This is a genomic window from Streptomyces sp. NPDC045998, assembly GCF_056430285.1.
In genome coordinates, this window is sequence record NZ_JBWKLJ010000004.1 from 278,592 (window position 1) to 297,126 (window position 18,535).

Genomic DNA, 18,535 nt, shown 5'->3' on the forward strand with positions numbered 1-18,535 from the left:
GGACGGTTTCCGGCCACGCCTGCTGCCGAGGGAAAACACATTCCCTACAACTTTCGCTGTACGCGCCATACGCCCTTGCTCAACCCTTCGTTTCCCTCCATTGCGAAGCTCCGATTTCGCGGGACACCATGGCCATCGCCACAGCCCGTAACCGCAGAAACGGATGGCTAGGTGCACACGTCGCAGCAATCAGCAATCGTTCCCCAGGCGCGGACAAGTGAATTCGAGGAGGGCTGGCAGCGCACCGCGGTCGAGGAGATCGCGGCGCGGCTCTCCGACCCGGACTTTCCCTGTGTGTTCTCGCGGAACGCCTTCCGCAAGGAGCTTCTGAGATTCGCCTTCGTGGCGGACGCCGGGAGCGACGGCATCCGGCACCTGGCGGCGGCCCTCACGGAGTACGTCGAGCAGGCCAGGCGCTGGGACGGACAGCTGGACACCGCGTATCCGCTGGTCGTGGTGTTCTCGCCGGAAGCCGTGACGGCCGACTCCGTCGAGGACCACCACGCCTTCGGCTGGCACGTCCTGCAGGAGCTGCACCGGATCGACCCCGCGCCCTGGCCGGCCGGCGTCGCCCGGCATCCGGAGTCCGAGGCCTGGTCCATGTGCTTCAACGGAATGCCGCTGTTCTGCAACATGAGCAATCCCGCACACCGAGTGCGCCGCAGCCGTCATCTCGGCGGCTCGTTCGTCCTCGTCATCAATCCGCGGGAGCGGTTCGACGTATTCGCCGGAGACACTCCGAGCGGGCGGAAAGTGCGCGCCAACATTCGCAGGCGAATACACCGTTACGACGGTGTTCAGCACTCCCCGCAATTGGGTTCCTACGGCGCCGGTGCCCTCGAATGGCAGCAGTACGGCCTGATCGAGGAGAACACCGGGCGCTCCGACACCTGCCCCTTCCAGCCCCGCATCGACGACGGCACGCAGAGGACTTCCTGAACCATGATCGAACTCATCGTCTCCCAGGGCCGGGTGGCCGACCGGAAGCCCCGGATGATCGAGGGCGCGGCCCGCATCGCGCGCGCCCTGGAGCAGCGGTACGGACTCACCGGCCGCTGGATCGGCGAGCCCGCGCCCGCCGCCGACGACGACTGGAGCGTCAGCCTTCCGCAGGCCGGGGGGCAGCTGACCGCACTGGGCCGGGCCGTCGGCGAGAGCATCCGCGCCGGGCACCGGACGGTCCTGATCTCCAACACCTGCCCCGCGAGCATCGGCACGCTGCCGGTCGTGGCCCGTGAGCTCCCGGACGCCGTGGTGCTCTACATCGACGGGCACGGCGACTTCAACACGCCGGACACCACCGGGACCGGCTACCTGGGCGGGATGGTCCTCGCCGCCGCGTGCGGCCTGTGGGACAGCGGCCACGGTGCCGGGCTGCCGGCGTCGCAGGCGGTGCTGGTCGGCAGCCGGGACATCGACGAGGCCGAGGCCGAGCTGATCGCCCGGGCCGGGGTGCGGGTCATCCCGCCCGCGGAGACGACGGCCGAGAACATCCTGGACGCCATCGGCGACCGCCCCGTCTGGGTGCACATCGACTGGGACGTGCTCGAGCCGGGCCACGTACCGGCCGACTACACCGTCCCCGACGGCCTGCTCCCCGAGCAGATACGGACCGTCTTCGACACGATCCCGGCCGACCGGCTGCTCGGCGTGGAACTGGCCGAGTTCGACGCCTCCCTGGACGAGGCGCAGAACGAACGCGCCGTCGCCGTGATCCTCGACATGGTCGCGCCCGTGTTCGAGAACGCCTTCGCCGGCCGCTAGGCCCGGCCCCCTTCCCGGCTCGCTCCCCGGCCCCCTTCCCGGCTCCCTTCCCGGCCCCCTTCCCGGTCCGCTCGCCCGGTTGCCGCCGGTCGCCCCCTTCACCCGCCCGCCAAGGAGAGACCCCATGCCCCTCTACGACAGCATCCTCGACACCGTCGGCCGCACACCGATCGTCAGGCTGAACCGCCTCGCCCCCGCGCACACCACGGTCTACGTGAAGGTGGAGGCGTTCAATCCCGGCGGCTCGGTGAAGGACCGGCTCGCGCTCTCCGTGGTCCTCGACGCCGAGGCCAAGGGCCTGCTGAAGCCCGGCGACACGATCGTGGAGTGCACGTCCGGCAACGTCGGCATCGCCCTGGCGATGGTGGCCGCGGCGCGCGGCTACCACTTCGTCGCGGTCATGGGCGACACGTACTCGAAGGAGCGGCGCCAGCTCATCCGGGCGTACGGCGGCAAGGTGATCCTCTTCCCCGGCGAGCTCGGCAGCAGCGGCGGCAACCGCATCGCCGACGAACTGGCCGAGAAGCACGGCTGGTTCCGGGCGCGCCAGTTCGACAACCCGGCCAATCCCGCCTACCACCGGGAGACCACGGCGTCGGAGATCCTCGCGGACTTCGCGGGCAGGCGGCTGGACTACTTCGTCACCGGGTTCGGTACCAGCGGCACCCTCACCGGCGTCGGGCAGATGCTGAAGACCGCCCGCCCCGGGGTCCGGGTCGTCGCCGCCGAGCCGGAGAACGCCGCCATCCTGGGCAAGCAGGAGTGGAACGTCCACCGGATCCAGGGCTGGTCCCCGAACTTCGTGCCCAGCGTGCTCGACGACCGCGTCATCGACGAGCTGGTCACCATCGACGAGACGGTGGGCCGTGACACCGCGCGCCGGCTCGCCGCGGAGGAGGGCGTCTTCGCGGGCATCTCCGCCGGCGCGACCCTGGCGACCGCGCTGCGCGTCGCGGAGACCGCCCCGGAGGGCTCGGTGCTGCTCGCCATGCTGCCCGACACCGGGGAGCGCTATCTGTCCACGTTCCTCATGGAGGGCGTCAACGAGGGCTCGGACGACGAGTGGCTCGCGTCGCTGGACTCCGGGAACTGACGTGAGCAGGGAATTCGTCCCGCCGGCCGCCCGGTTCTCCGCCCTGCCCCGTACGTTCACCCTGCTCCGCGGCGGCACCCTGACCGGTGCGCGGATCGCGTACGAGACGCTCGGACGGCTGACCCGGGAACGTGACAACGCGGTCCTGATCCTCACCGGCCTGTCGCCCGACAGCCACGTCGCCTCCCACCCGCAGGACCCCTCACCGGGGTGGTGGGAGGCCATGGTGGGACCGGGCAGACCGGTCGACACCGACCGCTGGTACGTGATCTGCGTCAACTCACTGGGCAGTTGCAAGGGCTCGACGGGGCCCGCCTCCGTCGATCCCGCCACGGGCGTACCGTACGGGCCCGACTTCCCGGAACTCTCGATGGAGGACATCGCCGACGCCGCCGCCCACACCGTACGTGCCCTCGGCGTCGAGCGGCTGGCCTGCGTCATCGGCACCTCCATGGGCGGCATGAGCGCGCTGTCGCTCCTGGCCCGGCACCCGGGGCTGGCCCGCGCCCACCTGAACATCTGCGGGGCGGCGAACTCGCTGCCGTTCGCGACGGCGGTCCGCTCGCTGCAACGCGAGGCGATCCGCTTCGACCCGCAGTGGAACGACGGCCGCTACGACGCGGAGAGCTACCCGCACCGCGGCATGCTCACGGCGCGCAAGCTGGGCATGACCACCTACCGTTCGGCCCGGGAGTGGGACCGCCGCTTCGGCCGTGCCCGCATCGCGGCGGAGCGCCGCGCGGACGACGACCCCTTCGGTCCGGAGTTCGAGGTCGAGGCGTACCTCGAATGCCACGCCCGGAAGTTCTCCGGCCGGTTCGACCCCAACAGCTATCTCCACCTCAGCCGCTGCATGGACCGCTTCGACCTCGGCGAGTCCTGCGGCGCCCCGACCGCCGAGGTCCTGGCCCGCATGCCGCTGGAGAAGGCGCTGGTGATCGGTGTGGAGACCGACATCCTCTTTCCGCCCGCACAGCAGCGCGAGATCGCCGACGGCCTCGGCGCCGGCGGCACGGACGCCGCGTTCCTGTCCCTGGAGTCGGACGAGGGCCACGACGCCTTCCTCGTCGACATCGACCGCTTCGCGGTCCCCATCGCGAAGTTCCTCACCACTCTCTAGCACTCCGGAGGTGCGTATGCCCGACCACTCGTCCCGGCTGGCCCTCGTCACCGGCGCGAACCGCGGTATCGGATTCGAGACCGCGCGCCGACTCGCCGCCGAGGGCGTCCGGGTACTCCTCAGCGGACGGGACCGCGAGGCGGTCACCGTGGCGGCGAAGGAACTGCGCCGGACCGGCCTCCCGGTGGAACCGCTGGTCCTCGACGTGACCGACACCGCCGGCATCCAGGCCGCCGCCGCCCAGGTCGAGCGGTCGTACGGCCGGCTCGACATCCTCGTCAACAACGCCGCCATCCGCGTCGAGGAGTACGGCAGGAGGCCGTCGGAACAGCCGCTCGCGCTGTGGCGCCAGACCTTCGACACCAACCTGTTCGCCGTCGTCGAGGTCACCCGGGCCTTCCTGCCGCTGCTGCGGCGGTCCCGGGCCGGCCGCATCGTCAACCTGTCCAGCCTGCTGGGCTCCGTCGGCACGCACGGCGATCCCGACTCGTACGCCTACAGCGACATGTTCAAGTCGCTCCCCGCCTACAGCGCCTCCAAGAGCGCGCTCAACTCGTGGACCGTCCACCTCGCCTACGAACTGCGCGACACCCCGATCAAGGTGAACGCCGTGCACCCCGGGTACACCCGGACCGGCCTGAACGACGGCGAGGGAGACCTCACGATCCCGGAGGGCGCCCGGACGGGCGTGGCGATGGCCCTGCTCGGCGACGACGGCCCCACCGGCACGTACACGCACCGCGGCGAAACCGTCCCCTGGTAACACCGGTACATCAATGGAGCGTTCCCCCTATGGGCAACCACGTGGCCCTGGCCACCGACATGACCAGCCTTCCGATCGACTACGACATGCCGCTGCTGCTGGAGGCGTGTGAGGCCGCCGGAGTGCGGGCCGAGATATGCAGCTGGGAGGACCCGGACATCGACTGGGGACTCTTCGACGCCGTACTGCTGCGGTCCCCCTGGAGTTACGTCGAGCAGCTCCCGCGCTTCCTGCGGTGGTGCGAGCACGTCACCGCCGTGACGCATCTCCTGAACCCGCTCCCGGTGGTGCGCTGGAACCTCGACAAGAGCTACCTGGGCGATCTGGACGCGGCCGGTGTGCCCGTCGTACCGAGCAGCTTCGTGGCGCCCGAGGCGGAGCCCGCCGACGCCCTGCGGGCCTTCCTCGAACGGCACCCGGCGGCCGCCGAGTTCGTGGTCAAGCCGACCGTGGGCGCCTACTCGCGGGACGTGCAGCGGTTCTCCCGCGCCCAGGAGCCCGAGGCGACGCGGCACATCGCCAAGCTGCTCCAGCAGGGCTGCGACGCGCTCCTCCAGCCCTACCTGGACGCCGTCGACCGCGACGGCGAGACCGACCTCGTCTACTTCGACGGCGCGTACAGCCACGCCATCCGCAAGCGGGCGCTGCTCCTGCCGGACGGCACCGTCGACGTCCCCACCCAGGACGCCCGCACCGCGCGCGAGGCCGCCGAGGACGAGCGGGCGGTCGCCTCGGCCGCGCTGGCGGCGGTGGTGGCACGACTGGAGCTGGAACGGCCGCTGCTCTACGGCCGCGTCGACCTCATCCGCGACGGCGAGGGCAGACCCGTGCTGCTCGAACTAGAAGTGTGCGAGCCGTCGCTGAGCATGCCCTTCGCGGAGGGCTCCGCGACCCGGTTCGCGCGGGCCATCGCCGCACGGCTGGAAGACATCTCCCGAGACCGCAGGAACGGATGACCATGGCAACGCAACAGATCCCCACAGCCCCGGCCCGGGCCGCCACGCCCCCGACCGGCACGACCCCGACCGGCACGACCCCTTCCGCCACGACCCCGGCCGGTGGCTCGTCCGTCGTGCCGCGCGGCACCCTCTACGCCGCGCTCGGCGTGCTCAGCTTCTCCTTCAGCTTCCCCGGCACGGTGTGGGCCCTCGACGGCTTCGGACCGTGGAGCGCCATCGGGGTGCGCGGTGTGCTCGCCGCCGTCATCGCGGGTACGGCGCTGCTGGTGACGCGGGCGCCGCTGCCGGCCCGTGCCGACTGGCCCGCGCTCGCGGTCGTCGCGGGCGGCTGTGCGATCGGCTTCCCGCTGCTCACCACGCTCGCCCTGCAGACGTCGTCCACGGCGAACTCGGCGATCGTCATCGGCGCGCTGCCGATGGCCACCGCGGCGTTCTCCGCGGTCCTCACCCGGCGCCATCCCTCGAAGGTGTTCTGGGCCGCGGCCCTGACCGGCGGGGCGACCGTCGTCGCCTTCACGCTCTCGCAGAGCCACGGCACGCCGACGGTCGCCGATCTCTACCTCTTCGGCGCCCTCGTCGTCTGCGCGGCCGGGTACGCCTTCGGCGGGCGGCTCTCCGCCCGGATGCCGGGGTGGCGGGTCATCGCCTGGGGCGTGGTCCTGGCCTTCCCGGTCAACCTCGCCGTCTCCCTGTGGGCGCTGCCGCACGAGCCGGTGGACCTCACGGCCAAGGCGCTGGTCGGCATGGCGTACATCGCGGCCGTCTCGCAGTTCGGCGGCTTCGTCGTCTGGTACAAGGGCATGGGGCTCATCGGGGTGGCGCGTGCCAGCCAACTCCAGTTGGCGCAGCCGCTGTTGACCCTCGTATGGGCGGTGCTGCTGCTCGGCGAGGAGATCGGCGCGGCCGTGCCGCTGACCGCGGCCGTCGTGCTCGCCTGCATCGTCGTCACCCAACGCGCCAGGACGTCGTGACGGAAGTCCTTCTCCACTCCGGCGGGCCCCGAAACCACGAAATCCGTGGCTTCGGGGCCGCCGAGCTCTCGCATTCTCATTTTCCGGACGCCCATTTTCCGCTGATACGAAGGGTGCTACGTTCTCCGCGATCAAGGCTGCGGGGCAGATCGGCAGGGCCTGCCGCGGCCCCGGGAAGGGGAGGCGCGAAGTGAGTCGTCAGGCGGCCGCACACCAGCTCCGTACCGCCACGTCCGCCATCGTCGAGGCGTACCGGGCGGAACTCCAACGGCTGAGCAGCCCGCTGGCGACCCGCGAAGACGCCTGGCGGCAGTGCCGCTACCAGGCCCAGAACATCGTCGCCGAGTGCGCGCAGTCGCTGGAGACCGGCCGGCCGGCGGAGGTGGCGGGTGCCGGGGAGTACTCCCGGCTGCTCGGGGCGCACCGCGTCACCCAGCGGATCCCGGTGTCGGAGTCGGTCCGGGCGGCGGAGGTGCTCTGGCAGGCCATGCAGGAGGCCGTCACACGGGCGGCGGGCCTGATGCCGGCCGGGGAACGGCACGCGGTGCAGCAGGAGATCAGCACCACGTTCCGTACGGTCACGGGGGCGCGTCTCTACCAGGGGATCCGCGGCTACGAGGAGGCCGCACGGCCGCCGGCCCCCGCCGACCCTCCGCGGCCGCCGTCCGGGGCGCCGCCCCGGGCGGATCTGGAGCCGCAGTCCCTGGAGCTGCTCACGCTGCGCGAACGGGAGATCCTCGCGGCGGTACGGGAGGGGCTGACGAACCGGCAGATCAGCCGGCGCTTCGAGATCACGGAGGCGACCGTCAAACGCCATCTGCACAACGCGTACCGCAAGCTCGGCATCAACTCCCGGGTGCAGGCGCTGAACAAGATGTTCCCGGGAGAGGGCTGACCGTGCCGCCGGCGCGGCGCGGTCGGGGTGATCGACGTGGGCGTGTCCCACTCCGTTCAGGCGGACCGGTTCACCCGAGGGTCCCCAGCAGGACCAGGCCGGCGAGCGCGGCCAGGTTCGCGACGTACTGGGTGACCATGAACGCCCGGTAGGCTCCGCGGCGTTCCGCGCGGCCGGCGTCTTCGCGGCGGGCGTCCCGCACCACCCGGACGACCACCCACAGCGACCCGAGCGCCAGCGGCACCGCGACCGTCAGGGCGGGCGTCGCCCACAGCAGCGCCAGCGCCGGTGCGGCCGTGCCGACGGTGAGGGCACCGGCCACCGCCAGGGCGCGCGCGGCCGCCGGACCACGGACGACGGCGACCGTACGGCGGCCGCCGGCCGCGTCGCCGCTGACGTCGCCCAGGTCCTTGACCACGGCGCCGACCAGGGCCATCCAGGCCGGCATCACCCCGGCGACCAGCACGCCGGTCGCGGTCCACTCGCCGCCGGACGCCGAGACCCCCGCCCCGTACGCCGTGGCGCCCAGTCCGAAGACCACCAGCGCGCAGCGCCCGCTGAAGCATTTCGCCGTCACCGGTTCGGCCGAGTAGGCCCAGCCCAGGACCAGGAAACCGGCCGTCCAGAGCACCACGCCGGGCCCGGCGAGCCCGCCGAGGAGGAGGGCGGCGCAGGCCAGCAGGACGCTGCCTTGTGCGGCGGTCCGCTCGGGGAGGTCGCCGCGGGCGATCGGGCGCCGGGAGCCGTTGACCCGGTCCTCGCGGACGTCGGTGACACCGTTGAGCAGATACGCGCAGACCACGGCACACCACAGGGACGCCATGCCGAGCGCGGGGCGGGTGAGGGAGTGCGGCACCTGCGCCGCGGACGCCACTCCGACCGCGAACCGCAGGAGGAAGGCGACCTGCACGAGGGGACGGGCCTCGTGCCAGCAGAGGCGAACGGTCTCCGCGAGCGAGTGCCACGCGGAGTGCCAACGGAGATCCAGGACTCGAGCCGGCCTGGTGACGATCACGTGCCCACTGAGATTGATCACGGTCGCAACCCTAGGAACGCCGCCCGGCCCCGGCCATACAACCATCGGCGTACACGGGGTGCACCGCGCACACGCCCAATCAGCCGTAGCGCAGCGCCGGTTGGGGCGACACGCACACGGGAGGCACCCCGCCTTCCCGTCAGGTGCACCGCAGGGCGAGGGCCGCGATGTCGTCGTCGAGCCTTCCCCGGCTGTAGCGGAGCAGGTCGCGGTGCAGCAGGTCGAGCAGCTCGCGGGGTGACGCCGGCTCCTGCTCCGCCATCCACTCCGGGAGGGGGAAGAACGCGCCCGCGTGGTCCCGGGTCTCCGTCACGCCGTCGGTGTAGAGGAGCAGGTGGTCGCCCGGGGCGAAGGCGGCGGTGTCGACGCAGTAGGCGTCTCCGATCAGCGCCGCGAGGTTGAGGGGCGGCGAGGGGGTGGACGGCTCCAGGACGTGGGTCCGCCCGTGGTGCACGAGCAGGGGCGGCGGGTGTCCGCAGTTGAGGAGCGTGATCCGGTCACCGACGCGGGGGATCTCCACGAGGAGGACGGTGGCGAAGCGCTCCGGCAGGTCCGGCCCCGGGAAGGCGGCGATGTGGCGGATGATGCTGGTCTCCAGGCGCCGGGCGATGCCCGTCAGGTCGGGCTCGTCGTACGCGGCCTCCCGGAAGGAGCTGGTCACGGCCGCGGCCGCGCCCACCGCGGACAGCCCCTTGCCGCGCACGTCACCGATGAGCAGCCGGACCCCGTACGGGGTGTCGGCCGCCTCGTAGAAGTCGCCGCCGATGCGGGCCTGCTCCTGGGCCGCCAGGTACAGCGACTCGATCTCGACGCCGTCGATGCGCCCCGGCAGGGGGCGCAGCAGCACCTTCTGGGCCGCGTCGGCGACGAGCCGGACGTGGAAGAGCGTCTGCTCCCGCTGGAGCCGGAGGTGGCTCGCGTACGCGGCGGCCAGGGTCACCGCGACGATCGCGGCGCCGGTGTAGGGCGTCCCGAGGTCGGTGTGGAAGAAGCTGAGCGTGACCATGACCAGCAGGCAGAACGCCCCCAGCAGCAGGGTGGGCAGAACCGGCCACATCGCGGCGGCGAGGGCGGGCGCGGCGGGCAGGAGGCGGCTGAAGGCGATCTCCCTCGGCGTGGCGAACGCCAGGCCGACGATGAGGGCCGTGAGGACCAGGGGCGACAGCAGTGCCGCGTCCCATCTGCCGCGGGGGGAGCGGCGCGGCCGCAGTCGGCCAAGCGAGATCATGAAGGCATGATATCGGGACATATGGGACGTCGATCGGATGTCGTCGCATGGCGGTACGTACGACCCGGTGGGCCGGGCGGCCGATGACCGCCGGCGCGGAGCCTGCGCCCGTGCGCCCCCGGTGCACACGTCCCCCGCGCCGCCCCGGGCGGCGACGATGGCGGACGGCATGGACGGCAGGGACGGCACGAGTGACGTGAGGGAGAGGTGCTCTCCATGACAGGCTCCGGCCCCGGCGGCCCGGACGACGCGGACGGCGCGGACGGCGCGGACGGCACGGACGGCGCGGACGGCGGCAAAGCGCGGTTCGACGACGTCTACGACCAGCCGGACCCGCGCGCGTACTTCGCACGGCTGGCACCGCTGCGGTACGAGATCCCCCACCACGCCCAGGCCGTCTTCAGGCGCACCGTGGCCGAGTGGCGCACCGCCGCGCCGCGCGGCGGCCGGGGTTCACCCGCCGTGCTGGACGTGTGCTGCTCGTACGGCGTCAACGCCGCCCTCCTCAACCACGACCTCACCCTCGCGGAGCTGTACGAGCACTACACCTGCCCGCGGGCGCGGCGGCTGTCCACCGAGGAGCTGATCGCGTGGGACAAGGAGTTCTACGCGGGGCGCCGTCGGGCGGACGCCGTCCCGGTCGTCGGCCTGGACATCGCCGGCCGGGCACTGCGGTACGCGCGGGTGGTGGGGCTGCTGGACGCGGCGTTCACCGACAACCTGGAACGCGGCCCGGCCGGTCCGGGCCTGCGCCGCGCCGTCTCGGGCGTCGGGCTCCTCACCATGACGGGCGGGGGGAGTTACGTCACCCGGCGCACGTTCGACGCGCTGCTGGACGCGGCCCGCCCGCCGGTGTGGGTCAGCGCCTTCGTCCTGCGCACCGTGTCGTACGCGGGCATCGCCGAGGTCCTCGCCTCGCGGGGCATGCGGACCGTGGCGGACCGGGCCCGCACCTGGCCGCAGCGGCGCTTCACGGACGCGCGCGAGCAGGCGTACGCCGTGGAGGCGGTCCGGGCGCTCGGCGCGGACCCCGAGGGCCTGGAGTCGGCCGGACGGTTCCACACGGTGCTGTACGAGTCCCGCCCCGCGCGGCAGTGGACGTCACCGGCGACAACGCCGCTTCCCACGGCTCCCCCGCCGCACCGCTAGCGGAGCAGGAGAACCCGGAGCGCCTCGCGGGCGAGGCGTCGCCCTCACCGTGACGTCTCCGCCCTCACGGAGGTCCTCAAGAGGAACAGCCCGGCCAGTGCCAGGAGCATCCAGGCCGTGAGGTAGGCGAAGGCGGCGGTCGGGGACACGGCGGTCCACAGGACGCCGGCGACGGCGCTGGCGGCCAGGTTGCCGAGGGACTGCACGGTGGCCAGCACGCCGAAGGCGGAGCCGCGCACGGGCTTCGGGGCGAGGGCGGCCACCGCGGAGTGCTGGGCCGTCTCGACCGCGCCGATGCCGAGGCCGGCCAGGACGAAGGGGACCGCGAGGACGGCGAGGGCCGCGGGGGTGACGGCGAAGAGGCCGTAGGAGAGGGCGAACGCGGCGACACCGGCGGCGAGGACGAGGACCGGGCCCCGCGGGCCGAGGCGGTCGGCGAGGCGGCCGGCCGGGACCGAGGCGGCGGTCGCGGCGACGTTGTACGCGGTGTACAGGCCGAGCGCGAGGGTCGTCGCCGTCCGCGTCCCGTGCGCGGGGCTCAGGAGTTCGGTGGCGCGCAGGATGAGGAGGGTGGCGGCGACGTTGCCCGCCTCGAACGCCGCCACGGCCGCCATGAGCCGGCCGAGGTCGCCCCGGAGGACCGGCTTCACGCGGATCCGCAGCGGGACCCGGTCGCGCCGGGTGGGGCGCGGGGTCCTGCGGATCGCGTAGACGATGGCGGCGGCGGCCAGCAGCCCGGGGACGGCGGAGAGGCCGATCGCCCACGTCACGCCGAGCCACGCCACCAGGCCCAGGGCGAGGAGCGGACCGAAGACGGCGCCCAGGTTGTCCATCATCCGCTCGAACCCGTAGGCCCGGCCGTACGCCCGGGGCGGGACGATGTCGGCGAGGAGCGCGTTGCGGGCGGGGACCCGCAGACCGCGGGCCGTCCAGGCGGCGGCGCGCAGGACGCCGACCTGCCACACCGCCGTGGCTCCGGCGGTGGCCGCGCCCAGGACCGCGGTGGTGGCGTAACCGCCGACGGCGACCTTGCGGCGCCGGGCCGGATCGTCCGCGAGGACGCCGCCGCCGAAGCGGGCCGCCCCGGCGAGCGCGTCGGAGACGCCCTCGATCGCGCCGAGGGCGGCGGCCGGTGCGCCGAGCGTGGAGGTCAGCAGGGACGGCAACAGCGCCGTGGGGATCTCGTGGCCCACGTCCGCCAGGAAGCTCGCCGCGCCGATGCCCTTCACTCCCGGGGACAGCCAGGGCGCCTGCGACGTCGTCTCGTTCACGGACGCGAGTCTCCCGGAACGCAGGTGCCCGGCAGCAGTGGAGGATTGACCGATTCTGCGAGCCCGGTGCCGGAGCTTTCACCGCATCTGCCCAAGGTGGCTCAGGGCGCCGGCATGCCGTCGCCGCGACGTGGGCGCGTGCGGGGCCGGGCCCGGCTTGGCGCTTCGACCGAAGCACCTCCCATCTGCCATGGAGGAAGCCTCAAAGGTTTGCAGATAAGAGCGAAACGGCCCTAGCGTGACGCACATGCAGTCCTACACCATTGGCCAGGCCGCACGGCTCCTGGGCGTCAGTCCGGACACCGCGCGGCGCTGGGCGGACGCCGGCCGGGTCGCGACCCACCGTGACGAGGCGGGCCGCCGCCTCATCGACGGCCGGGACCTGGCCGCGTTCGCCATCGAGGTCGCGCAGGCCGGCCCGGGAGACGTCGACGACGACACGTACACCAGCGCCCGCAACGCCTTCCCCGGCATCGTCACCGCCGTCAAGCTCGGCGATGTCGCCGCCCAGGTCGAGATCCAGGCCGGGCCGCACCGACTCGTCTCCCTGCTCACCCGCGAGGCCGTCGAGGAACTGGGGCTGGAGGTCGGCATGCGGGCCACCGCCCGCGTGAAGTCCACCAACGTGCACATCGACCGCGCCTGACCGACCGGAGAACCGGCCGGCGGGTCACGCGGAAGTCCCTTGGCAGCGGCGTCGCCGTCCCGGCGCGGCTCGTCCGTTCACCGCGCCGCGGCGGCGCGTACCGCCTCCGCGCACGTCACACCAGGAGTCGCCCCATGTCCCAGACCCGCGTCCAGACCCCTGTCCAGGACCGCGCCCGGAACCGCGCCCGGCGCCGTACCGCCGCTGCCGCCGTCCTCACCGCCGCCCTGCTCGTCCCGCTCGCCGCCTGCGGCACCGACCGCGACAAGGCCGGCGGGGGCACGAAGGACGCCGTACCGAAGGCCGACCTGACCGTGCTGGCCGCCGCCTCCCTGACCGACGTCTTCAAGACCGCGGGGGCCGCGTACGAGAAGAGCCACCCCGGCACGAAGATCACCTTCTCCTTCGCCGGCTCCCAGGAGCTCGTCGCCCAGGTCAAGAACGGGGCACCGGCCGACGCGCTGGTCACCGCGGACACCAAGAGCATGGACGGCGTCCGGGGCGAGACCGGCACCCCGGCCGTCATCGCGAAGAACCGCCTGGTCATCGCCGTCCGCGAGGGCAACCCCGAGAAGGTCGACGAGCTGAAGGACCTCGGCGACCCCAAGCTCAAGGTCGTCCTCGCGGCGCCCGAGGTGCCGGTCGGGAAGTACAGCAAGAAGATCCTCGACGCGCAGAAGATCACGGTGAAGCCGGTCTCCCAGGAGCCGAACGTCCGTGCCGTGCTCAGCAAGGTCGAGCTGGGCGAGGCGGACGCCGGTCTCGTGTACCGGACCGACGCCGACAGCGCTCCCGGCAAGGTCGACGCCGTCGCCATCCCCGATGCGCAGAACGCCATCGCCGAGTACCCGGCCGCCACGCTGAAGGACTCCGACAACGCCGAGGCGGCGGCCGCCTTCGTGGCGTGGCTGTCCGGCCCCGAGGGGCAGAGGATCCTCCAGGACGCGGGCTTCCAGAAGCCGTAACCCGGCACCGCCTCCGGCCCGTGCCCCCATCCCCGACCCCGCAGGACGTACCGATGAAACGCCTCCGCCCGCACCGCCGCCACGCGCCCGCCGCCCTGGCGCTGCCCGCCCTGCTGGCGGTCGCGTTCCTGCTGCTGCCGCTCCTCGGCATCCTGACGCGTACGTCGTGGGGCGAGCTGGGCGCGCACCTCGGCACCGAGCAGTCCCTCCAGGCGCTGCGGCTGTCCTTCGTCGTGTCCTTCTGGGCGCTCGGCCTGTCGCTGCTGCTCGGGGTGCCGCTCGCCTGGCTGCTGGCCCGGGTGCCGTTTCCCGGCAAGGCGCTCGTCCGGTCGCTGGTGCTGCTGCCGATGGTGCTGCCGCCGACCGTGGGCGGCGTGGCGCTGCTGCTCGCCTTCGGGCGGCGCGGGGTGCTCGGGCCGTGGCTGGAGGACTGGTTCGGCGTCACGCTGCCGTTCCACACCTCCGGCGCGGTCGTCGCGGCGACCTTCGTCGCCATGCCGTTCCTGGTCATCAGCCTGGAGGGGGCGCTTGCCGGCCTGAACAAGCGGTACGAGGAGACCGCGGCGTCCCTCGGCGCCTCGCCGTTCCGGGTGTTCCGCACGGTGACGCTGCCGATGGTCGCGCCGGGCCTCGCGGCGGGCGCCGCGCTGACGTGGGCGCGGGCGCTGGGCGAGTTCGGCGCCACCATCACCTTCGCGGGCAACCTGCCCGGGACGACGCAGACGCTGCCGCTCCAGGTGTACCTGCTCCTCCAGGACCAGCCGGAGGCCGCGACCTCCGTGTCCCTGCTGCTGCTCGCCATCGCGATGGCCGTACTCGTCGCGCTGCGCGGCCGCTGGACCGCGACGCCCGGCGGCGGGGCGCGCACGGCCGGGGGCACGCTGCCGGACCGGCACGACGACGCCCCGTCCCCCCTCCCCGGCACCGTGCCCGTGACCGCGCCCGGGCCGAAGGCCCCGCCCGCCGATGCCCACCGCTGGGCCCTGCACGCCGAGGTCACCGGCTTCACCGACCTCGTCCTGGACGCCGCGCCCGGCACCACCATCGCCGTCGTCGGACCCAACGGCGCCGGCAAGACGACCCTCCTGCGGGCCCTGCTGGCGCTAACCGACCGGGCGCACGCCCGCCTCCGCCTGGGCGACACCGACGTGACCGACCTGCCGCCGCACCGGCGCGGTGTCGCCTGGGTGCCCCAGGACGGCGCGCTGTTCCCGCACCTGTCGGCCCTGGCCAACACCGCGTACGGGCTGCGCACCCACGGCGTGCCCCGCGCCGAGGCCCGGGCCGCCGCCCGGCGGTGGCTGGACCGCCTCGGCGTCGGCCACCTCGCCCAGCGCCGCCCCGCCCAGCTCTCCGGCGGCCAGGCCCAGCGGGTGGCCCTCGCCCGGGCGCTCGCCGCCCGGCCGCGGCTGCTGCTGCTCGACGAGCCGCTGGCGGCGCTGGACCAGACGACCCGCGCCCACGTCCGCCACACCCTGCGCCGCCACCTCGACGGCTTCGGCGGCGTGTGCCTGATCGTCACCCACGACCCCGTCGAGGCGGTGTCGCTCGCGGACCGCGTGCTGGTCCTCGAGGACGGCCGCGCGCTGCAGGACGCCGCCCCGGCCGAGGTGACCCGGCACCCCCGCTCCCCGTGGGTGGCGCGGATGCTGGGCCGCAACGCCTGGCCGGGCACCGCCACGCCCGACGGGCTCGCCCTTCCCGACGGCACGGCCGTCGTCGCCGCCGAGCCGGTGGCCGACGGTGCCGACGCCCTCGCGATCATCCCGCCCGAGGCGGTGTCCCTCCACCGCGAGCGGCCCACCGGCAGCGCGCGCAACACCTGGCCCGGCACCGTACGGGAGATCACGGCCGTCGGCAGCCGCATGCGGGTGCTGGTCACCTCGGACCAGGCCCCGGACCTCGTCGCCGAGATCACCCCGGCGGCCGCGGCGGATCTGGGACTGACCGACGGCACACCGGTGTTCACGAGCGTCAAGGCCACCGAGGTCACCCTAGTGACCCGGTAAAGGGCCGGTAGAGGCCTGCCCCTCCGCGTACCGGGCCCCCTCCGCGTACCGGCCATCTCCACGTACCGGCCGTCTCCACGTACCGGCGCTCTCCGCGCACTGGCGCCGACCCGCGCCTCCACGCTAGGTTAGGCGAGCCTTACCTAACTGGAGGTGGAGACCGTGAGCGCCGACGTACGCGCCGCCGAGCCGACCCCCGCGGAACGGGTCCGATCCGTCCTCGCCGCGGCGACGTCCCTGACCGTCACCACGGACGGCCACAGCTGCCACCTGATGGACGTTCACCACGTCGACGAGCGGGGGCGCCTGGGGCTGCGGCTGCCCGCCGGCAGCTGCCTGGCCGGGCGGGCCGCGGCGGCTCCGCGCGGAGGGCTGGCCGCACTCGTCGAGTTCACGGACGTCGCCCCCACCGCCGTACGGGACCGGGTGCGCGCCCGGGTGACCCTCTCCGGCTGGCTGACGCCCGTCACCCCGGCGCCGGACGCGGACACGGTGGGCCTCCGCCTCGACGCCGCCCGCGCCACCCTGGAGACGGCCGAGGGGGTTCTCCACGTCGGCCTCGACGAGATCGTCCTCACCGCACCGGACCCCCTGGCGACCCACGAGCCCGCCATGCTCATCCACCTGGCGGACTCCCACCCCGAGGCGGTCGAGCGGCTGACGCGCCTGATCGACCCCTCGCGACTCCAGGGCGTCGTCCGCGTCCTCCCCCTCGCCCTCGACCGGTACGCCCTCACCCTCCGCCTCGAACACCCCCGCGGCCACCACGACGCCCGCCTGCCGTTCCCCACCCCGATGCGGAACGCCGACGAGGCCGGCGACCGGATCCAGGAGCTCCTCGCCACCGCCCGCGGCTGCTCCCACCGCCGCCGCACCTTCCAGCGGCCATGACGCACCCGCCCACCCCGCCCGCGCCCCGGGACCTGGTCGCGGCCATCATCCGCGCCGCTCCCCTGGCCGCCGCGCTGTACACACCACCTCCCGCGCCGCACGACAGGGGGCGGCCCGGCATCGTTGCGGTGCCGGGCCGCCCCGGGTCGTCCGGTGGGGTGCGGCAGCAGCCGTCCATGGGTCAGGAGCCCACCCGCTCGCTCGGCGCGGACGCCGGTGCCTCGGCCGGGGCGGCCGCCGCCGGGGACTTCGCGCCGCGCATCAGCAGGGCGGTGAGTACGCCGCCGGCCGCGGCGACCGCGGCGGCGCCCAGGAACGCGGCGCGGAAGCCGTCGGTGAGGGCCGGCAGGTCGCCCAGCGCGCCCGCTCCCCGCGAGGTGGCGAGTGCGGTGAGCGCGGCCAGGCCGAGGGCGGAGCCCACCTGGTAGGTGGTGTTGACGATGCCGGAGGCCAGACCGGCCTGCTCCTGCGGTACGCCGGAGATCGCCGACATCATGGCCGGGATGTACGCGAGGGACATGCCCGTCGCCGCCACCAGGGACGCGGGCAGCACGTCGACCAGGAACGTGCCGGTCGGCTCGACGGCCGACAGCCACACCAGGCCCGCCGCGAGGACCAGCAGGCCACCCGCGATCAGCGGCTTGGCCCCGAAGCGGCCCAGCAGCCGGGCGGTGAGCAGCGTCATGAAGACCATCAGGAGCCCGGTCATCGGCAGCAGCGCCGCGCCGCTGGCGAACGCCCCGTAGCCCAGCACCTGCTGGAGGTAGAGGTTGAGGAAGTACCACATGGGGATCCACGCGGCGCCCAGCAGCGTCATCGCCAGGTTGGAGACGCCGAGGCCGGGGGTGCGCCAGACGCCGAGGGGCATCAGCGGGGCCTTGACCGACCGCTGGACGACCAGGAACAGCGCCAGGAGCAGGGCGGCGCCGGTGAGCTCCAGGACGGTCTGGGCGTCGCCCCAGCCGACCTCGGGGGCCCGTACGACCGCGAACACCGCGAGCGCGAGACCGGCGGTGACGGACACCGCGCCGAGGACGTCCACCGAGCCGCGCCGTCCCGCGACGGCCGGGAGCAGGCCGGCGGCCAGCAGGGTGGCGACGCCGATCGGCACGTAGACGATGAAGACCCAGGGCCAGCTCGCCCACTCGGTGAACACGCCGCCGAGGAACACCCCGGCGGTGCCGCCCGCCGGCGCCGCGGCGCCGTACAGGGCGAGCGCCTTGCCCAGTTCCCTGGGGTCGTGCCCGAAGAGCATCATCAGCAGCGTCATCGACGCCGGCGCGATCAGCGCCCCGCCGACGCCCTGCACCGCGCGCCCGGCGACCTCGACCCACGCGGTGCTCGCGGCCGCGGCGATCACGGAGCCGGCGGTCAGCACGACCCAGCCGGAGACGAACACGCGCCGGGCCCCGAGCAGGTCGGACAGCCGCCCGCCGAGCAGCAGCAGCCCGCCGAAGGCGATGACGTACGCGTTGAACACCCACTGCAGGTCTCCCTGGGAGAAGCCCAGGTCACGCTGCATCTCCGGGAGTGCCACGCCGATGATCGAAGTGTCCATGATGACCATGAACTGCGCGGTGGCCAGCACGAGAAGTGCCCACCAGCGCCGCGGATTGACGGTTGACATCACTCTGCCCCTTCACTGAGAACAATACCCCCGGGGGGTATGTGTCAGCTAAGACGCTATACCCGGCGGGGGTATTCCCGGAAGAGGTGGGCGGCAGCAGGCCGGTAGTGGGGGTTTTCGCCCCCTCCGGGCGGCAACGCGAAGAGGA

17 protein-coding genes are annotated in these 18,535 nt (G+C 73.5%); 13 read left to right on the forward strand and 4 right to left on the reverse strand.

Annotated elements, in window-relative coordinates; translation table 11 throughout:
- Nucleotides 1–171 precede the first annotated feature (171 nt).
- The 8 genes from AC07FJ_RS14315 (at nucleotide 172) to AC07FJ_RS14350 (ending at nucleotide 7,565) form a co-directional block, all read left to right on the forward strand.
- Nucleotides 172–939, forward strand: coding sequence for a YqcI/YcgG family protein (locus AC07FJ_RS14315; protein WP_479048827.1), 768 nt, complete (start codon nucleotides 172–174; stop codon nucleotides 937–939).
- A 3-nt stretch (nucleotides 940–942) separates the two neighbouring features.
- Nucleotides 943–1,764: an arginase family protein gene (locus AC07FJ_RS14320; RefSeq protein ID WP_479048829.1), complete on the forward strand. Its 822-nt coding sequence runs from the start codon at nucleotides 943–945 to the stop codon at nucleotides 1,762–1,764.
- 124 nt (nucleotides 1,765–1,888) lie between these two features.
- A complete protein-coding gene (gene cysK, locus AC07FJ_RS14325) occupies nucleotides 1,889–2,857 on the forward strand; it encodes a cysteine synthase A (protein ID WP_479048831.1) in 969 nt (322 codons plus the stop codon).
- A 1-nt stretch (nucleotide 2,858) separates the two neighbouring features.
- Nucleotides 2,859–3,977: a homoserine O-acetyltransferase MetX gene (gene metX, locus AC07FJ_RS14330; RefSeq protein ID WP_479048833.1), complete on the forward strand. Its 1,119-nt coding sequence runs from the start codon at nucleotides 2,859–2,861 to the stop codon at nucleotides 3,975–3,977.
- Nucleotides 3,978–3,993: 16 nt separating this feature from the next.
- A complete protein-coding gene (locus AC07FJ_RS14335) occupies nucleotides 3,994–4,740 on the forward strand; it encodes an SDR family oxidoreductase (protein WP_479048835.1) in 747 nt (248 codons plus the stop codon).
- Nucleotides 4,741–4,769: 29 nt separating this feature from the next.
- On the forward strand, nucleotides 4,770–5,696 hold the full coding sequence (locus AC07FJ_RS14340; RefSeq protein WP_479048838.1) for an ATP-grasp domain-containing protein: 927 nt from the start codon (nucleotides 4,770–4,772) through the stop codon (nucleotides 5,694–5,696).
- Between the two features lie 2 nt (nucleotides 5,697–5,698).
- Nucleotides 5,699–6,670, forward strand: coding sequence for a DMT family transporter (locus AC07FJ_RS14345; RefSeq protein ID WP_479048841.1), 972 nt, complete (start codon nucleotides 5,699–5,701; stop codon nucleotides 6,668–6,670).
- A 190-nt stretch (nucleotides 6,671–6,860) separates the two neighbouring features.
- Nucleotides 6,861–7,565, forward strand: coding sequence for a helix-turn-helix transcriptional regulator (locus AC07FJ_RS14350; RefSeq protein WP_479048844.1), 705 nt, complete (start codon nucleotides 6,861–6,863; stop codon nucleotides 7,563–7,565).
- A gap of 70 nt (nucleotides 7,566–7,635) precedes the next feature.
- Here the strand turns inward: AC07FJ_RS14350 and AC07FJ_RS14355 are convergent, their stop codons facing one another.
- Together AC07FJ_RS14355 and AC07FJ_RS14360 are read right to left on the reverse strand one after the other, a co-directional pair.
- On the reverse strand, nucleotides 7,636–8,601 hold the full coding sequence (locus AC07FJ_RS14355; protein WP_479048847.1) for a UbiA family prenyltransferase: 966 nt from the start codon (nucleotides 8,599–8,601) through the stop codon (nucleotides 7,636–7,638).
- Nucleotides 8,602–8,740: 139 nt separating this feature from the next.
- Nucleotides 8,741–9,829, reverse strand: a complete 1,089-nt coding sequence (locus tag AC07FJ_RS14360; RefSeq protein ID WP_479048849.1) for a PP2C family protein-serine/threonine phosphatase — start codon at nucleotides 9,827–9,829, stop codon at nucleotides 8,741–8,743.
- A 216-nt stretch (nucleotides 9,830–10,045) separates the two neighbouring features.
- Between AC07FJ_RS14360 and AC07FJ_RS14365 the strand changes: the two genes are divergently transcribed.
- Nucleotides 10,046–10,978 carry a hypothetical protein gene (locus AC07FJ_RS14365; RefSeq protein ID WP_479048852.1) on the forward strand — a complete coding sequence of 311 codons (933 nt, stop codon included), beginning with the start codon at nucleotides 10,046–10,048 and terminating at the stop codon, nucleotides 10,976–10,978.
- Nucleotides 10,979–11,022: 44 nt separating this feature from the next.
- On the opposite strand, the gene AC07FJ_RS14370 is transcribed toward AC07FJ_RS14365, so the two are convergent.
- A complete protein-coding gene (locus tag AC07FJ_RS14370; RefSeq protein ID WP_479048855.1) occupies nucleotides 11,023–12,249 on the reverse strand; it encodes an MFS transporter in 1,227 nt (408 codons plus the stop codon).
- 247 nt (nucleotides 12,250–12,496) lie between these two features.
- On the opposite strand from AC07FJ_RS14370, the gene AC07FJ_RS14375 reads away from it, so the two are divergent.
- The 4 genes from AC07FJ_RS14375 to AC07FJ_RS14390 all read left to right on the forward strand — a co-directional run bounded on the left by AC07FJ_RS14375 (nucleotide 12,497) and on the right by AC07FJ_RS14390 (nucleotide 16,760).
- Nucleotides 12,497–12,895, forward strand: a complete 399-nt coding sequence (locus tag AC07FJ_RS14375; protein WP_479048857.1) for a TOBE domain-containing protein — start codon at nucleotides 12,497–12,499, stop codon at nucleotides 12,893–12,895.
- Between the two features lie 134 nt (nucleotides 12,896–13,029).
- Nucleotides 13,030–13,860 carry a molybdate ABC transporter substrate-binding protein gene (gene modA / locus AC07FJ_RS14380; RefSeq protein ID WP_479048860.1) on the forward strand — a complete coding sequence of 277 codons (831 nt, stop codon included), beginning with the start codon at nucleotides 13,030–13,032 and terminating at the stop codon, nucleotides 13,858–13,860.
- A gap of 53 nt (nucleotides 13,861–13,913) precedes the next feature.
- Nucleotides 13,914–15,869, forward strand: a complete 1,956-nt coding sequence (locus AC07FJ_RS14385; protein WP_479048863.1) for an ABC transporter permease — start codon at nucleotides 13,914–13,916, stop codon at nucleotides 15,867–15,869.
- Nucleotides 15,870–16,031: 162 nt separating this feature from the next.
- The gene (locus AC07FJ_RS14390) at nucleotides 16,032–16,760 is read left to right on the forward strand and encodes a DUF2470 domain-containing protein (protein ID WP_479048866.1); all 729 of its coding nucleotides are present in this window, start codon (nucleotides 16,032–16,034) and stop codon (nucleotides 16,758–16,760) included.
- A gap of 181 nt (nucleotides 16,761–16,941) precedes the next feature.
- On the opposite strand, the gene AC07FJ_RS14395 is transcribed toward AC07FJ_RS14390, so the two are convergent.
- On the reverse strand, nucleotides 16,942–18,387 hold the full coding sequence (locus AC07FJ_RS14395; RefSeq protein WP_479048868.1) for an MFS transporter: 1,446 nt from the start codon (nucleotides 18,385–18,387) through the stop codon (nucleotides 16,942–16,944).
- Nucleotides 18,388–18,535: the final 148 nt, after the last annotated feature.

Bases quoted from the DNA above. Each gene is read 5' to 3' on its own strand.
- AC07FJ_RS14320 (WP_479048829.1), top strand. From the start codon at position 943: ATGATCGAACTCATCGTCTCCCAGGGCCGGGTGGCCGACCGGAAGCCC.
- cysK (WP_479048831.1), top strand. From the start codon at position 1,889: ATGCCCCTCTACGACAGCATCCTCGACACCGTCGGCCGCACACCGATC.
- AC07FJ_RS14335 (WP_479048835.1), top strand. From the start codon at position 3,994: ATGCCCGACCACTCGTCCCGGCTGGCCCTCGTCACCGGCGCGAACCGC.
- AC07FJ_RS14340 (WP_479048838.1), top strand. From the start codon at position 4,770: ATGGGCAACCACGTGGCCCTGGCCACCGACATGACCAGCCTTCCGATC.
- AC07FJ_RS14345 (WP_479048841.1), top strand. From the start codon at position 5,699: ATGGCAACGCAACAGATCCCCACAGCCCCGGCCCGGGCCGCCACGCCC.
- AC07FJ_RS14360 (WP_479048849.1), bottom strand. From the start codon at position 9,829: ATGATCTCGCTTGGCCGACTGCGGCCGCGCCGCTCCCCCCGCGGCAGA.
- AC07FJ_RS14365 (WP_479048852.1), top strand. From the start codon at position 10,046: ATGACAGGCTCCGGCCCCGGCGGCCCGGACGACGCGGACGGCGCGGAC.
- AC07FJ_RS14375 (WP_479048857.1), top strand. From the start codon at position 12,497: ATGCAGTCCTACACCATTGGCCAGGCCGCACGGCTCCTGGGCGTCAGT.
- modA (WP_479048860.1), top strand. From the start codon at position 13,030: ATGTCCCAGACCCGCGTCCAGACCCCTGTCCAGGACCGCGCCCGGAAC.
- AC07FJ_RS14385 (WP_479048863.1), top strand. From the start codon at position 13,914: ATGAAACGCCTCCGCCCGCACCGCCGCCACGCGCCCGCCGCCCTGGCG.
- AC07FJ_RS14395 (WP_479048868.1), bottom strand. From the start codon at position 18,387: ATGTCAACCGTCAATCCGCGGCGCTGGTGGGCACTTCTCGTGCTGGCC.